Here is a 16,641-nt window from a genome sequence, read left to right as displayed (position 1 = left end):
CGTTCACGTTCCCCCACCCGCCGGCCCGACGTGCTCGTAAAGCGCGGTCCAGCCGCGCGCGGACGCCTGTTCCTGCATCCGTTCCGGGTGGATCTGGCGCAGGTGGAACTGCATCCGCTGGCTGCCCGGGGTCGGGATCGCCCCGTACATTTCAGCCAGCGTCTCGGCGCTGGCGTCGCCCAGGGTCCGCGACGACAGCCGGCTGAAATAGCGCGACCCGAACAGATTGTTCACCCACTGGTTGAAGCGCGAGAGTTTCTTGAACACCATCAGCCCGAAGTTGGGATCGTAGAGCAGGTATTCGCGCCGCCCGTTGTCCAGCACGTTCACGCCGCAGGCCATGCTGTGCTGCGTGCCGCTGAAGACGAAATGGCTGCTGCGCGCGGTGTTGGCAAGGAAATTCGCCAGTGCATCGACGTGAATCAACGATGCCGCCGACATCGAACCGGGCTGCAGGGCCGCGCCCTGCGCGTCGCGGATCAGCGCCCGCAGCGCGACCGCATGCCGGCTTTCGGGCTCGCGGATCGCCTGGCGCAGGTGCTCCAGCACATGGATTTCTTCGCCCTGCCCCATCGCCGTGGCCATGATCCGCGACAGCCCGGTGCACATGCCCGCCGCGGATAATCCGGTGCCTTCGCCGAGCAGGCCCTGGGAGGCCTGGATGAACTGGCCGCCGGCGATGTAGACCGAGTCGTGCACCACCTCGTTGACCACGGTGTAGCGCTCGGCACGCAGCGTATTGTCCAGCCGCTCGATGATCACCGACAGTGCGCCCTGCTGCACCGGGTCGAGATGGCCCGACACGAACAGCTCCTTCATCTGCTCCAGCGAGGCGCTGTCGCGCGCCTGTTCCGGCGTCATCACCCGCTCCCAGTGATTCACGCCCCACTGGAAATCCTGCGAGCTGCTGTCCACCGAATGGGAGTGGGTGCGTTCGACCAGGGAATTCAGGGAACCGCGATAGCTGCGTTCCACCGACTGCCTGCGCTTGCTGGATCGGCTGATCGGTGCGCCGCCGCGCAGGCCGACGTCGCTGTGGGGTTCCCACGCCCCGTCGGCATTCAGCCGTACCGGCTGGTGGTAGAAGCTGCCCGGCTGCGGATTCTGCAGCCGCCAGGTGCCATGGGCACGGTCGAAGGCCACCTCGTATGCGTGCCCGCCCTGGCTGATGTATCGCCGGCCAAGGTAATCGTGGACGCCATTGTCGGCGGCGCGCGATCCGGACAGCGCCACGGGGCGGGCGTAACGCTCGGCCAGCTGCGCCAGTGGATCATCCACCTGCTCCCACGCCGGCGTCTGTATCGCCGGTTGCAGTCGTGAACCATCGCGCGCGGCCACCGCCGCCAGCCGCGCCGTGCCCAGCGGCGCCGACAACGCCAGCCCAAAGGCACCGCCTGCTGCCGTGCCAAGGCCAGCACGGCGTTGGCCGGGCGTATCGCCGTCGATCGCCTGCTCCACGCCCACCCCCAGCTGCAGCGCCGACAGCACCGCCACCACGGGCAGCGTTTCCGGCAGCACCAACGCGACCAGCCCCATTGCCTGCTCACAGCGCTCCAGCCGCGGCATCCAGCGGCGCCGGAACGCTTCCCACTCCGAGGTCATAAGCGTCTGCGCATCGCGGCGCGCGCGTTGCCGCAGCCGCGCGAGCAGTGCCTGCGACACCTCGCCGCTGATCGGCACCACCGCGCCCCCGTGTCCGAAGATCGCCTGGGTGCCGGCACCGAGCGCGGTATGCACGCCGTTGGACACCCAGCCGTCCTGCAGGTCGGCCAGGTCGAATGCGGTCTCCAGCCATTGCCGTCCGGTGTCGGTGGCTGCGGCGCGCTCGATCCAGCCCATCATGTCGGCCTCGCTGGCGAATTCGTGGAAGCGGTTGCGGTCGTTGGGGAAGTACAGCAGTACCTCCGGCCCCGCCTCGTCGCCAACGTGCAGCACGGTCGAGGCGATGCCATGGACCTGGAGCCAGCCGGTGCGCACCCCGGCACGCGCAACCGGCCGATAGGCGGGATTCTGCGACTCGGCCGCGGTCATCGTGCCGAACACACCGATGGCCAGCTGCATGCCGCGGGCGGACAACGATCCGTCGGCATGCTGTTGCGCGCAGCCGTACAGGTACCCGCCGCGCAGCGTGGTCAACACGGCCGGCGCGTGCGCCTGCCAGAACTCGTCCAGCGCGCGCAGGTAGTCGCCCTGCACATCCAGCTCGCGCGCCATCGAGAGCAGCTGCGATGCGTCCAGTCCCACTACCTCGCTGTTCTCGTCGAACACCGCGCTGTCGCTGCTGGTGTACAGGCCCAGCAGGCGCGCGGGCGTATCCTCGAAACCGGCCGCGCGGGTCATGGCACAGTCGGCGAAGCTGGCCGCCGCCTGCTTCTGCGCCCGGTTGTGGACCCACCCGCTGCGCGTCTGGTCGCTTGGATACCCGTCCTTGAAGGACACGATGTAACAACAGCTGCTGTCGAACGCGGTGCGGTAACGGCGCATGATTTCATCATCCAGGCGCTGTTGCACGAACGGTACCAGCAGGGGATAGGCGTGCTCGACCAGGCTGCGGCCGGCACTCAGCGCGTGCAGCCAGCGCGCGCCGTCCATGCCGGCGTTGCGCAGCGCACCCGGTGTGCCGGCCGGAAAGCGCGCCGTCCAGTGCGCCGCGCTGCGCGCGTTCAGACCGTCCATGTCCAGCGCGGCCAGCTCGCCTGCCGCGGCCAGCACCGGCACGGGAACCGGCAGGTACGGCAGGGCCAGCGCCGAATCGAGCGCATTGAAGGCCTCGCGGATGCGCGAAGGCGATGACAGGCCGGCGGCGCGCAGCTGCGCATGCCGCAGCTCCAGCGCCTGCATGAACAAGGCCCAGCGGAAGTCGCCGTCGATCCCGTAGGCCTTCACCACCGGCAGCGCGCCCTGCTGCCAGCGCGCGTGCTCGTTGACGGCCACGCGCACCGGCAACTGGTGGCGCACCTCGTCGGCAAGCTGCTGCAGCGCGGCGTCACTGCAGTTGAATGCCTCGATCAACGGAATCCGGGTGGTGCTGATCACCAGCGTGATCGGCGCCTGTGGCGAGGCCGCGGCTTGCGCGGTGACCAGCAGCACGCCGTGCAGCGGTACCGCATGGCCACGGTCGTTGGCCGCCAGCGCATGCACGTCGATCTGCCAGCCCGGCAGGGCCAGCGCGCGGCCGTTGGCGGCTTCGGCAAGATCGAAACGCGTCGGGAAGTCGGTCAATACCTTGACCGCTGCGGCCGCGTCGTCGCCGAGCTGGCCCGCTGCATTCAACAGCACCGCCGTGCCGGCGAGACGCCGTCCGATGCCCGAGACGAATCCTTCCGAACCCGGCGTCGGGCGGGCATGCCAGGCCTGTTCCAGGCACGCGTCATACCGGCGGCGGAAGGCGCCCAGGTAATCGCGCCCCTGCACCCTTTTGAACTCCTCCAGCGTCAGCTCGCGGCACTCCTGCACCGGGAAGTAGGTTCCCGGTACGCAGCGGTAGTAGAGCCCTGCATGACCCGTGTCGGCGTCGACCGGCAGCAGTGCCGCCCCCACCAGGGTGTGGGTGCTGACCAGTCCGCTGCGTACCCGCCGGTCGGGCGGGAGCAGCCGATGCTGGTTGCGGAACAGCGCGCCGGGCGGGCGCAGCTGGTCGGCTTCCCAGGCGCGCCATTGCTGGCTGTCCTGGAAGGTGTTGAGGTAGATCGTGGTGGGATCGATCCGCTGGCCGGTCACGTTGAGCAGGTCGGCGGCGACCTGGCGCGCGAGATCGGCGTCGAGGTTCGGCAGCGCGGCGGCGGACAGGGTCAGCGCCCGCTCGGAGGCCACCACGTGGCGCCACGCTGCGGTCAGGCGCTGGTGCTGCTCGCTGGCGTTGCGCCCCATCGACTGCACCCAGGTCAGCATCCGCGAGCGCGTCACCGCCAGGTCCACCCCGGCCGGTGGCGCGAGCGCGGCGGCGCCCGGCGGCGGCGCCTGCTGCGCCACATCGACCAGCAGGCGGGTGGCCGCGTCGAGCCGGGTGCGCTCGGTGGCATCCAGCCCTTCACCGCCGTTGCGTGGCACGGGGAGGGGGCGAAGCGCACGGCGCACCCGTGCCCTGCCCTCTGCGGGCGGAGGTCCGCCCAACGCATCGATGACCTCGCGTGCGATCCCGTTGGACGCCAGCAGGGTGGCCACGGTGGCGCGCAGCGACGTCGCATCGCCTCCTGCGCTCTGGTGCACGCGTTGCCACAGCACGTCCCAGATCGATCCGTCGCCGTCGCGGTCGATCACAGTGTCCAGAAGCCGCACTACGTGCTGCGTCCGCTCGTCCACCCGCGCCGCGTCCAATTCCGGACCAGGCTGCCGTTCCGGTTGCACTTCCGCCGTGGGCGCAGTGGCCTGCGTGTCGGCGGATGCCCAGCGCCAGCCCAGCGTCGCCACGCCCAGCCCGCCGCCGACCAGGCTTGCGGCCAGCGCCAGCATGCTGCGGCCGCCCTGCCGCGCTGCGCCCGACGCCACCGCGGGCGGCGCGCTGGCAATGGCTGGGATGGGCGCAGCGCTCCCTGTTGGCAACGCAGCGTCCGCCGTACCCCAACGCAGCGCCTTGATCCCGGGCGCGAGACCGGCAACGAACAGCACCGCATCGCCCAGTGCGCTTCGCAGGCTGTGGCGCGTCGTGGCGGCCAGGGCTGCACGCTCGGCGACCGACAACAGCCACTGGCCCAGCCGGTCCCCACGGCCGCCCTGGGTGGCCAGCAAGGGGTCTGGCGCGCCACCGGCCAGCTGGTCCAGCGTCGCCAGTATCCGGGCGCGCTGGGCATCGCCGATCAACGGCACGCCCGCGTCATCGACACGGTCGAACAGCGCCGGCAGCGCGCTGCGTGCATCGATGCAGGCGCCATTGAGCGCGGCGGCCGCAGCGGCCTGTGCCACCGCACGGTCGACCTGCGCCGGGGTCAGTGTCGGCATCCAGTCGCACAGCTGCTGGCGCACCGCGTCACGCTGACGGGATGGCGACATGCTGCACAAATGCTGCGCAACCTCGCGGGCGTCTGCCATGCCGAGGGTGCGCTCGGCATCAAGTGCTGCGTTCCAGTCGCGTCGGGGCTGGTCCAGCGGGCGGTACAGGGCATCGCGCATCGCCTGCAGCAGCGTATTGCGGCGAGCAACCGCGTCGGTAAGCAGTGCCCGCAACGGTGCGCACTGCACTTCCCAGTCCACCCGTGGCAGGGTCAGCAATGCCATCAGGCTGCTGCGCCAGGCGGCCCGCTGCGCGGGCGTAAGCGCCACGGGCAACAGCCGGTCCAGCGCATCGTCCACCAGCCCCTGCGCCATCGGCGCGGCCAGCGCCGTGCGGTGGAAGTGGGGCTGCAGGGTCAGGAAAAAATGGGCATCCAGCGGCCCCTGTCGCAAGGCAGCGGCGAGCGCGTCCAGCTCGCCGCGCGGTATGCCTTCCAACCACAGCCTGCGCGTCGGTGCGCACGCCGGTGTGTTGCGGATCGACACCGGTGCGACAGCAGGCCGGTGGCGCGACGATGGCGGGGACGACGGACTGGCCGGTGCGCCGCCAGCACGGCCCACCGGGGACAACGTAAGGTTCGCCATGGACGTGTGGTGAGGTGACGAGGGGCTGGAACCTAGCGCGATCCACTGCGGTTACCAGCCTGCCCTTGTCCCAGCAGCGTCCGGTGGTCCCACACGAAGCCGGAAGCGTCGTGTGGGATGGCGAATAACGTCAGCGCCGCCTACTTGAGGCCCGCGCCCAGTTCGTACCAGTCGATCCGGCGGGTGATCCACATCGCCGTGGCGAGCACCGCGAACAGCAGCAGCGAGCCCATCAGCAACGCATTGTTCTCCGACACCAGCAACCCGTACAGCGCGCCGTACAGCACCGTGAGCATCCCGGCAAAGCCCATGCCCCGCACCCAGCTGCGCAGCACGCCCGACAGGTACACCGCCTGCAATCCAATGCACGCCACTGCAGACACCACATACGCCACCCAGAACGGAATGTGCTCGGACAGGCTCAGCAGCAGCAGGAAGAAAATCGCCAGCGCCAGGCCCACCATCAGGTATTGCAGCGGGTGGATGCGCAGGCGCTTGATCAGCTCGAACAGGATGAAGCCCACGAACGTCAGCACGATGAAGAGGATGCCGTACTTGCTGGCGCGGTCGGCCTGGGTGTAGATGTCGACCGGGTTGACCAGCTCCACGCTTACCGTTTCCGGTTCCACATCGCGGTTGTCGCGCAGCTGGCGCTGGGCCTCCGATGCCAGCGAGGATACCGCCCACTCGGCGTCGAAGCCCTTCTCGCCCACCTTGCGCTCATTGGGCAGGAAGCTGCCACCGAACAGCGGGTGCGGCCACGGCGAGCGGATCGCGATGCGGCTGTCATCCCCGACCGGCACCACCGCCAGCGAACGGGTGCCATCGAGCACCAGCGACAGGTCCACCCTGCTGGATTTGAGCATGCCGCCGGTGTTGTCGGCGAAGCCCTGCAGCGGTACGTGCAGGCCCTTGCCGATGCCGGTGACATCACCGATGCCCGGCTGCAGCGTGAGCGCTTCGCCATCCACCTTCAGATCGGGCGAGCCGACCAGGCCGCGCACGTCGGCAATGCCCACCGCCAGGTACGGCGTGCCGTACACGCGCCCCGCCTTCACCGGGTAGTCGTCATCACTGAACTCGGCGCTGACCTTGGCTTTCCAGGTGTAGACCGGCACGCGGAACAGGCCAACCCGGCGTTCGTCGGGCAGCATGCCGCCATCGACGACCAGCTTGGACGGCATCTGCAGCCAGTAGCTCTGCTCCACCTGGGTTTCGATCTTCTTGGTACCGGCAGCGTCGACCACTTCGACCTGGCGGGTATCGGTCCACGGCACCACCCGGATCGGCCCGGTCAGGGTCTGCGCGCCGGCCCGGCTCTGCGCCACGCGCAGGTAGGCCTGGTCGCGGTACGCCTCGCGTTCGCTGATCACGCCTTTGATCATCATCAGCGGGATCAGCAGCAACAGGATCAGCCCGCCCACGATGGCGAACCGCAACAACATCTTCAGGGATTTCATCACCCGTCCTCGGTTGGGAAGGGTGCCAGCTTCAGCGCTGCCGGTGTGCGGGGTTTGTGGTCTATTTGAAGCGAATGTGAAGTGACGCGATGGCGCCGCCGCCGTCGCGGTTGCGCAGGCTCGCGCGGCCGCCGTGAAGGCGCGCCACTTCCTGTACGAACGACAGGCCCAAGCCGGAACTGCGCTGGCCGGTGGCCGGCCGCGCCAGCGAGTAGAAACGCTCGAACACCCGTTCCAGCGCGTATTCTGGTACCCCGCTGCCACGGTCGGCCACCCGCAGCACCACGCCATCGCCTTCGCGCGAGGCGTCCAGCTGGATCCGGCTGCCCGGGCTGGAAAACGCCAGGGCGTTCTCCAGCAGGTTGTTCAGGGCCTGCCGCAGCAGGTACGCATCGCCCTGGATCTCGAGATCGTCGGCCATCTCGATGTCCACCGCGACGTCGGCCGCCTGCGCCCGCATCGCCACGGCATCGGCGGCGGCCTGCAACAGCGGCGCCAGCGCGATGCGTTCGCGCTTCTGCAGCCAGCCGTGCTGTTCCACTTCGGCCAGCGCCAGCAGCTTGTCGATGGTTTCGGTCAAGCGCTGTTCCTGGCCCTGGATGCTGCGTGCGAAATGCACCCGGTCAGCATCGGGCAGCGGCTCCTGCAGCAGTTCGGCCGCGCCGCGGATCGCCGCCAGCGGGCTCTTCATCTCATGGGTCAGCGACTGCACGTACTGCTCCACGTACGCCTTGCCTTCCAGCTTGCGGCGCATGGTTTCCAGCGCCTGGCCCAGATCACCGATCTCGTCGCGGCGCGGCCTGGGCGGCGGCACCGGTTCGCCGGCGCTGACCGCCTTGGCATAGCGGTTGAGACGGTTCACGCCGTGCATCAGCCAGGCCGTCATCAACAGACCGATCAGTGCCGACAGTCCGATCAGCCACGCGCCGCGCTGCAGAATGGCGCGCTGGCTGGCGGCGATGAACGGGTCGATGCTGCGGTTGGGCTGGGCCAGGCTGAGCACGCCGATCAGCTTGCCCGGGTCGGCCGGATCATGGATCGGCGCGGCCACGTGCATTACCGAATGGACTTCATCACCGGGCGTTTCCGGGCTGGAGCGCGCGCCGTATTCGCCGCGCAGGGTGCGGTAGACATCGTTCCAGCGCGAATTGTCGCGGCCGATGTCCTGCCCGGTGGAGTCATACACCACGATGCCGCGTGCATCGGTGATGGTCACGCGGTAATCGAGGCTGCGCTTGGGAAAGCGCCACACCATCGCCTTGGGATCGCGGCGCTGTGCGCGTGCCAGGTTGGCCACGAAAGGGCCGTTGCGGATATGCCCGGCCTTGAGGTCGGCCGCGGCCATTTCCGCCAGCACGTTGGCCGCATCCACCAGGGTCGACTCCATCGCCTGGCGCACCCCGGGCTTCACTTCATTGACGAACACGCGCATCACGAAGAATGCGGCGATGCCCACGATCAGGAAGAAGCCCAGGAACAGTTTCAGCCCCAGCCGCACGCTACACCTCCAGCGCGTAACCCACGCCGCGATGGGTGCGGATCGGGTCGGGCTCGGCCCCGGCTGTGCGCAGCTTGGCGCGCAGGGTCTTTACGTGGGTGTCCACGGTGCGGTCGGCGCTGTCGGCATCGGTATCCCAGCCGCGGTCCATCAGCTGGGCGCGGCTGAGGATCGCGCCGGGGCGCTGCAGCAGTGCGGCCATCAGCGCGTATTCGTAGCGGGTCAGGTCCAGCAGCTGCTCGCCGAAGCGGATGCGGCGGCCTTCGCGGTCGATCGCGAAGCGGCCATGCTGCTGCCAGCCGGCCGCCTCCGCAGGGGCCGGTGCCACCGCGCGGCGCAACCGCGCCCGCACCCGCGCCACCAGCTCGCGCGGCGAGAACGGCTTGGCCACGTAGTCGTCCGCGCCCAGCTCCAGACCCAGCACCCGGTCGAATTCGTCATTGCGGGCGGTCAGGAAGATCACCGGCACGTCGCTGAAGGTGCGCAGCGTGCGGCACACCTCGAAGCCGCTCATGTCCGGCAGGCCCACGTCCAGCACCACCACGTCCACCGGCTCCTGGCGCAGCAGCTGCAGCGCCTGCCCGCCCAGCAGGCAGTGCCGGGCCCCGTAGCCCTCGCTGCGCAGCGCGTAGAGCACGGTATCGGCGATGGCGGCTTCGTCTTCGACGACCAGGACGTTGTGCAGGGGGCGGTTCATGCGCGCAGCATAGCCGCTGGGGCCGCCGCCCCGTACACTGCGCCGATGAATTACCGCCACGCCTTCCATGCCGGCAACCACGCCGATGTGCTCAAGCACATCGTCCAGCTTGCCCTGCTCGACACCTTCAAGCGCAAGGACAGCCCGTTCTTCGTGCTGGACACCCACGGCGGCGCGGGCCGCTACCTGCTGGCCAGCGAGGAAAGCCGCAAGACCCTGGAGGCCGAGGACGGGGTGATGCGGCTGATGGCCCAGCCCAAGCTGCCGGCCGTGGTCGAGCGTTACCTCAAGGCGGTGCAGGCCGACAACCCGGTCGGGGCGATGATCAGCTACCCCGGCTCGCCCCTGCTGAGCGCGCAGACCCTGCGCGAGCAGGACCGCATGGCCGTGTGCGAGCTGCAGGATGCCGAAGCGGCCTCGCTCAAGGCGCTGTTCGCGCATGACAGCCGGGTGGCGGTGCTGCACGCCGACGGCTACGCACAGAACAAGGCGCTGCTGCCGCCCAAGGCCAACGGCGTGAAGATCGGCCGTGGCCTGGTCCTGATCGACCCGCCCTACGAGGGCCAGGATGCCGAGTACCAACGCATCCTTGCCTCGGTGAGCGAGATCCTGGCGCGGTGGCCGCAGGCCAGCTTCGCCATCTGGTTCCCGATCAAGCAGCGCCGCACCATCCTGCACTTCCTGCGCAAGGCCTGCGCCCTGCCGGTGAAGTCGGTGCTTACAGTAGAACTACTGGTTCGGCCCGATGACTCTCCCCTTCGGCTCAACGGCAGTGGCATGCTGTTGCTCAACCCGCCCTGGCAGTTCGACCAGGTGCTGGCCCCGGCCATGCCTGCGCTGAAGCAGTATCTGGGCGAAGCCGGCGCCAGTACCCGCCTGCAGTGGCTCAAGCAGGCCGAGTAACGCCACGACCGCCCGCTGAACGGCGTGAGTGTTTCGTTCACGGAACGCGCCCCCGGGGATGCGAGAATCCGAAGACCACCAAGGAATCACCGGTATGGCTACCCGTAACCGCATGCCGCCCTGGCACGAAGTTTTCAAAGCGCCCAGCGGCCATGAGCTGCTGATCCGCCCGATTCGTCCCGAAGACGACGAACCCCTGAAGGGAGCGTTCAGTCTGTTCGGGCCCGCAGAAGTCCGCGATCGGCTGACGCAGTCGGTCGATGAGCTTTCTGCGGAGGCGGCGTATCGACTCACCCATCCCAACGTCAAGAACGAGATCGTTCTGGTCGCCGCCGAAAACGAGCAGGCAGGCGTTGCGGTGGTCGGTGCGCTGGCACGCGCGTCGATCATCCCGGGCACGAAGGATGCCGAATACTCGATCCTCATCAGCCGGTTCCTCATCGGCCAGGGCCTCGGCCGGCAGTTGATGCGCAAGCTGGTCAAGTGGGGCAAGGGCAAATACCTGGATCACCTGTACGGCGACGTGCTGGAAGCAAACGAGCCGATGAAGCAGCTGGCCGCCTCGCTGGGCTTCAAGGCCGTGCCGCATCCGCAGGGCACGCCCGGCCTGGTGCGCATGGTGCTGGACCTCGATCCGGGCCAGTAAGAGGTCATCACGTGGCGGTCTGCTAAAATCGACCGCTCATGTCACGCACCTCAACTCCTACACCGCCGCTGCCCCGTTCCGGGCAGCTCCGCGCCTGGTGGCGCGCTCCCGCCTCGCCCACGGCGCTGGCGTGGTACATCGCACGCGCTGCGGAAACGCACGACGGGCCGTTGCTGGTCATCGCGCGCGACAATCACGGCGCCAACCAGATCGAGTCCGACCTGCGCACCCTGCTGGGCGCCGCGTCGGACCTGCCGGTGGTGGCCTTCCCGGATTGGGAAACGCTGCCCTACGATGCCTTCAGCCCCCATCCGGACATCATTTCGCAGCGCCTGGCCGCACTGCACCAGTTGCCGACGCTGCGCCGTGGGATCGTGGTGGTGCCGGTGCAGACCCTGCTGCAGCAGCTGGCCCCGCTCAAGTACATCATCGGCGGCAGCTTCGACCTGAAGGTCGGCCAGCGCCTGGATCTGGATGCGGAAAAGCGCCGGCTGGAAGCGGCCGCCTACCGCAACGTGCCGCAGGTGATGGACCCGGGCGATTTCGCCGTGCGCGGTGGCCTGCTCGACGTGTTCCCGATGGGCGCGGAAGCGCCGTTGCGGATCGAGCTGTTGGATGAGGACATCGATTCGATCCGCGCCTTCGACCCGGAAAGCCAGCGATCGCTGGACAAGGTCGACGCGGTGCGCATGCTGCCCGGCCGCGAAGTGCCGTTGGACGAACTGAGCGTGTCGCGGGTGCTGGCCACCCTGCGCGAGCGGTTCGACGTGGATACCCGGCGCAGTGCGCTGTACCAGGATCTCAAGTCCGGGCTGGCACCGGCTGGCGTTGAGTACTACCTGCCGCTGTTCTTCGACGCGACCGCCACGCTGTTCGATTACCTGCAGGCGAACGCGCTGCCGGTGATCGCGCCGGGCGTGGGCGAGGCGGCGGCTTCGTTCTGGGCGCAGACCCAGAACCGCTATGAGCAGCGCCGGCACGATGTGGAGCGCCCGTTGCTGGCGCCCACCGAGCTGTACCTCAGCCCGGAGGGTCTGAGTGCACGTTTGAACACCCTGCCGCGCATCGAGGTCTGGAGCGCCGACCACCCGCGCATCGACGAAGCCACGCCGCTGGGCGACCAGCCGCTGCCGCCGCTGCCCGTGGCCGCGCGCGATGCGCCGGCCGGTGAGGCGCTGAAGTCGTTCCTGGGCCACTACCCGGGTCGGGTGCTGATCGCCGCCGATTCGCCGGGCCGCCGCGAAGCGTTGCTGGAAGTGCTGCTGTCGGCCGAACTGAAGCCGCCGGTGGTGGCCGACCTGCCGACCTTCCTGGCCGATCCTGGCCAGCGCTTCGCCATCACGGTGGCGCCGCTGGAAGACGGCTTCGCGCTCGATGCACCGCCGCTGGCGGTATTGACCGAGCGCCAGCTGTTTCCCGAGCGCGCCGGCACCACCCGGCGCAGCCGACGGGTCGGGCGCGAGCCGGAAGCGATCATCCGCGACCTGGGCGAGCTCACCGAAGGCGCGCCGATCGTCCATGAAGACCACGGCGTCGGCCGCTACCGCGGGCTGATCGTGCTCGACGCCGGCGGCATGCCGGGCGAGTTCCTGGAGATCGAATACGCCAAGGGCGACCGGCTGTATGTGCCGGTGGCCCAGCTGCACCTGATCAGCCGCTACTCCGGTGCCTCGCCGGAGACCGCGCCGCTGCACTCGCTCGGTGGCGAACAGTGGAGCAAGGCCAAGCGCCGCGCGGCCGAGAAGGTCCGTGACGTGGCCGCCGAACTGCTGGAGATCCAGGCCCGCCGCCGCGCGCGCGCCGGCCTGGCGCTGCACGTGGACCGCGCGATGTACGAGCCGTTCGCGGCCGGCTTCCCGTTCGAGGAAACCGCCGACCAGCTCGCCGCGATCGACGCCACCCTGCGCGACCTCGCCAGCAGCCAGCCGATGGACCGCGTGGTCTGCGGCGACGTCGGCTTTGGCAAGACCGAAGTGGCCGTGCGCGCCGCGTTCGCCGCCGCCAGCGCCGGCAAGCAGGTCGCCGTGCTGGTGCCGACCACGCTGCTGGCCGAACAGCACTACCGCAACTTCCGCGACCGCTTCGCCGATTGGCCGCTCCGGGTGGAAGTGCTGTCGCGCTTCAAGAGCACCAAGGAGATCAAGGCCGAGCTGGAAAAGGTGGCGGCCGGCACCATCGACGTCATCATCGGCACCCACCGCCTGCTGCAGCCGGACGTGAAGTTCAAGGACCTGGGCCTGGTGGTGGTGGACGAAGAACAGCGCTTCGGCGTGCGCCAGAAGGAAGCGTTGAAGGCGATGCGGGCCAATGTTCACCTGCTGACCCTGACCGCCACGCCGATTCCGCGCACGCTCAACATGGCCATGGCCGGCCTGCGCGACCTGTCGATCATCGCCACCCCGCCGCCGAACCGGCTGGCGGTGCAGACCTTCATCACCGCCTGGGACAACGCGCTGCTGCGCGAAGCGTTCCAGCGCGAACTGGCCCGTGGCGGCCAGCTGTATTTCCTGCACAACGACGTGGAAAGCATCGGCCGCATGCAGCGCGACCTGGCCGAGCTGGTGCCCGAGGCACGCATCGGCATCGCCCACGGGCAGATGCCCGAACGCGAGCTGGAGCGGGTGATGCTGGACTTCCAGAAGCAGCGCTACAACGTGCTGCTGTCGACCACGATCATCGAATCGGGCATCGACATCCCCAACGCCAACACCATCATCATCAACCGCGCCGACCGGTTCGGCCTGGCCCAGCTGCACCAGCTGCGTGGCCGCGTCGGCCGTTCGCACCACCGCGCCTACGCCTATCTGGTGGTGCCGGACAAACGCTCGATGACGCCCGATGCCGAAAAGCGCCTGGAAGCCATCGCCTCCATGGACGAACTTGGCGCCGGCTTCACCCTGGCCACGCACGATCTTGAGATCCGCGGCGCCGGCGAACTGCTGGGCGAAGACCAGAGCGGGCAGATGGCCGAAGTGGGCTTCAGCCTGTACACCGAACTGCTTGAGCGCGCGGTGCGCAGCATCCGGCTGGGCAAATTGCCCGACCTGGATTCGGGCGAGGAAGTGCGCGGTGCCGAGGTTGAGCTGCACGTGCCGGCGCTGATCCCGGACGACTACCTGCCCGACGTGCACACCCGCCTGACCCTGTACAAGCGCATCAGCAGCGCGCGTGACAGTGGCGAGCTGCGCGAACTGCAGGTGGAGATGATCGACCGCTTCGGGCTGCTGCCGGACGCGGCCAAGCACCTGTTCGCGGTGGCCGAGCTGAAGCTGCAGTGCAACGCACTGGGCATCCGCAAGCTGGAACTGGGCGAGAACGGCGGCCGTATCGTGTTCGAGGCCAAGCCGTCCATCGACCCGATGGCGGTCATCCAGATGATCCAGAAGCAGCCCAAGCTGTACACCATGGATGGCCCGGACAAGCTGCGCATCAAGGTGCCGCTGCCGTTGCCCGAAGACCGCTTCAACGCGGCCAAGGCGTTGTTGACCACGCTGACGCCGGGCTGACCGCCGCGCTGACCACGCTGACGCCGGGCTGACCTCCCCCGCGAAGGTAGAGCCGACTGTTAGTCGGCTACGCGGACCGGACCGCCCCGCGACGGTAGAGCCGACTGTTAGTCGGCTACGCGGACCGGACCCGAGCGCGGACAGCAGCGGACTAACAGTCCGCTCTACCGTCCGCTCTACCGTCCGCTCTACCGTCCGCTCTACCTTGGACGTCGCTTGTACAAAAAGGGACCGGCATTGCCGGGCCCCCTCGATTACCAGATCACCACGCGCTTGTCGTCGGCACGCACCATCGCATCGCCCGGCTTGCACTCGAACGCCTGCGCGAACGCCGGCATGTTCGACGGCGCGCCATTGGCACGGAAGTTCGCCGGCGCATGCGGGTCGGTGTTCAGGCGCACGCGCAGTTCGCCGTCGGTGAAGTTGCGGCGCCACACGGTGGCCCAGTTCATGAAGAAGCGCTGGTCCTGGCTGTGGCCATCCACGGCGACGTTGGCCTTGGGGTTCTCCTTCAGCGCCATCTGCAGCGCGTCGTAGGCCACGGTCAGGCCGCCCAGGTCGCCGATGTTCTCGCCCAGGGTCAGCTTGCCCTTTACGTTCACGCCCGGCAGCGATTCATAGCCATCGAACTGCGCCACCAGCTGGTCGGTGCGACCCGTGAAGGCCTTGCGGTCGCTGTCGGTCCACCAGTTGTCGAAGTTGCCGTTGGCGGCGAACTGGCTGCCCGAATCATCGTAGCCGTGCATCATTTCGTGGCCGATCACCGCACCGATGCCGCCGTAGTTCAGCGCCGGGTCGGCCTTGGCGTCGAAGAACGGCGCCTGCAAGATCGCGGCCGGGAACACGATCTCGTTCTTGGTCGCGTTGTAATAGGCATTGACGGTCTGCGGGGTCATGCCCCACTCGGTCTTGTCGACCGGCTTGCCGATCTTGTTGAGCATGTAGCGGTAGTTGAACGCGCGCGCGGCCTGCATGTTGCCCAGGTAGCTGTCGGCGTTGGTCTCAAAGCCCGACCAGTCGCGCCACTTGTCCGGGTACCCGATCTTCGGGGTAAAGCTGGCCCACTTCTCCAGCGCCTTCTTGCGGGTGTCTTCGCCCATCCACTCCAGCTTCTCCAGGCGCGCCTTCAGTGCCACCGAGAGGTTTTCCACCAGGTGCTGCATCTGTTCCTTGGACTCGGCCGGGAACACCGCGTCCACGTACAGCTGGCCAAGGCCTTCGCCGATGGAGGTGTTGACCGACTCCAGCACGCGCTTCCAGCGCGGCTGCATTTCCTTCTGGCCGCGCAGGGTGGTGCCGTAGAAATCGAAGTTGGCCTTTTCGAACGCGCTGCTCAGGTAAGGCGCGGCGTCATCGACGGTGTGAAAGCGCAGATAGGCCTGCCAGGTCGAGACCGGCACTTCGGTGAGCATCTTGTCCACTTCGCCGAAGAAGCCCGGCTGGGCCAGCGAAAACTTCTGTGCGGCCGGCACCTTCAGGGTGTCGAACAACGCGGTCCAGCTGAAGTTCGGGGTCAGCTTGTCCGCTTCAGCGGCGCTGACCGGGTTGTAGCGCTTGGCCGGGTCACGCAGTTCGATGCGCGACAGCGAGGCCTTGGCCAGGCGGGTTTCGAACTCCATCACCGCCTGCGCCTGGGTCTTGGCCTGCGCGGCGTCCACCCCGGACAGGGTCAGTGCCTGCGCGATGTAGGCCACATAGGCCTCGCGGATTTTGGCCTGCGATTCGTCGAAGTAATAGCCCTTTTCCGGCAGGCCCAGGCCGCCCTGGCCGACATAGGCGATGACGTTGGCCGAGTCCTTGTAGTCGGCGTTGGCCGACAGCGAGAACAGCACGCCCTGGCCCTGTGCCTGGCTGTCGCGCAGGTACTGGGTGATGGCGGCGGTGTCGTTCAGCGCGGCGATCTTGTCCAGCTGCGGCTGCAGCGGGGCGATGCCGGCCGCTTCGATCTTTGCTTCATCCGAGCCGGTCTTCCAGATATCACCGATCTTGGCTTCCACCGAGCCGGCCTTGGCCTGGCTGGCGGCCGCCTGCTGCACAAGCGCGTGCTGCACTTCCAGCGAGCGCTCGCGCAGGATCTCGAAGCTGCCCCAGGTGGTCTGGTCGTTCGGCACCGGGTTGGCCTTGAGCCAGCTGCTGTTGACGAACCCATTGAGGTCGGTACACGCGGCGATGGCCGGATCCAGGTCAGCGCTGTTGAGCGAGATCAGCGGCGTCTTGATCTGCGACAGATCGAACGCCGGCTTGGCATCGGCCACGTCGGCAGCCGGCGCGGTATCGGTCTTGCCACAGGCCGCCAGCGACGCGGCGATGGCAACGGTCAGGCCCAGCGGGACCAGCTTGGAAAACTTCATTCGACT

General features: G+C 68.3%; 8 protein-coding genes. 3 read left to right on the top strand and 5 right to left on the bottom strand.

Annotated elements, in window-relative coordinates:
- Nucleotides 1-3 precede the first annotated feature (3 nt).
- The 4 genes from V9K91_RS12360 to creB form a co-directional block, all read right to left on the bottom strand.
- Entirely contained in the window at nucleotides 4-5,427 is a 5,424-nt protein-coding gene (locus V9K91_RS12360; RefSeq protein WP_337308191.1) for a DUF6543 domain-containing protein, read from the bottom strand.
- Nucleotides 5,428-5,714: 287 nt separating this feature from the next.
- The gene (creD, locus tag V9K91_RS12355; RefSeq protein WP_093533134.1) at nucleotides 5,715-7,034 is read right to left on the bottom strand and encodes a cell envelope integrity protein CreD; all 1,320 of its coding nucleotides are present in this window, start codon (nucleotides 7,032-7,034) and stop codon (nucleotides 5,715-5,717) included.
- Nucleotides 7,035-7,095: 61 nt separating this feature from the next.
- Nucleotides 7,096-8,532, bottom strand: a complete 1,437-nt coding sequence (gene creC, locus V9K91_RS12350; protein WP_336442810.1) for a two-component system sensor histidine kinase CreC — start codon at nucleotides 8,530-8,532, stop codon at nucleotides 7,096-7,098.
- Between the two features lies 1 nt (nucleotide 8,533).
- Complete coding sequence (gene creB / locus V9K91_RS12345; protein WP_068850332.1) at nucleotides 8,534-9,229, bottom strand: two-component system response regulator CreB; 696 nt, start codon at nucleotides 9,227-9,229, stop codon at nucleotides 8,534-8,536.
- 45 nt (nucleotides 9,230-9,274) lie between these two features.
- Here creB and rlmJ point away from each other — a divergent pair, with 45 nt between their 5' ends.
- The 3 genes from rlmJ to mfd all read left to right on the top strand — a co-directional run bounded on the left by rlmJ (nucleotide 9,275) and on the right by mfd (nucleotide 14,284).
- Nucleotides 9,275-10,132 carry a 23S rRNA (adenine(2030)-N(6))-methyltransferase RlmJ gene (rlmJ, locus tag V9K91_RS12340; RefSeq protein WP_210131498.1) on the top strand — a complete coding sequence of 286 codons (858 nt, stop codon included), beginning with the start codon at nucleotides 9,275-9,277 and terminating at the stop codon, nucleotides 10,130-10,132.
- Between the two features lie 94 nt (nucleotides 10,133-10,226).
- A complete protein-coding gene (locus V9K91_RS12335) occupies nucleotides 10,227-10,778 on the top strand; it encodes a GNAT family N-acetyltransferase (protein ID WP_217538780.1) in 552 nt (183 codons plus the stop codon).
- Between the two features lie 38 nt (nucleotides 10,779-10,816).
- Nucleotides 10,817-14,284, top strand: a complete 3,468-nt coding sequence (gene mfd, locus V9K91_RS12330) for a transcription-repair coupling factor (protein ID WP_306989339.1) — start codon at nucleotides 10,817-10,819, stop codon at nucleotides 14,282-14,284.
- Nucleotides 14,285-14,538: 254 nt separating this feature from the next.
- On the opposite strand, the gene V9K91_RS12325 is transcribed toward mfd, so the two are convergent.
- Nucleotides 14,539-16,635 carry a M13 family metallopeptidase gene (locus V9K91_RS12325; RefSeq protein ID WP_336442811.1) on the bottom strand — a complete coding sequence of 699 codons (2,097 nt, stop codon included), beginning with the start codon at nucleotides 16,633-16,635 and terminating at the stop codon, nucleotides 14,539-14,541.
- Nucleotides 16,636-16,641: the final 6 nt, after the last annotated feature.

Origin of the sequence: Stenotrophomonas sp. CCNWLW57 (genome assembly GCF_037203925.1) — a bacterium.
GTDB classification, from domain to species: domain Bacteria; phylum Pseudomonadota; class Gammaproteobacteria; order Xanthomonadales; family Xanthomonadaceae; genus Stenotrophomonas; species Stenotrophomonas rhizophila_A.
The sequence above is the reverse complement of the archived record's forward strand: the minus strand, read 5'-3'. Positions and strand labels throughout refer to the sequence as shown.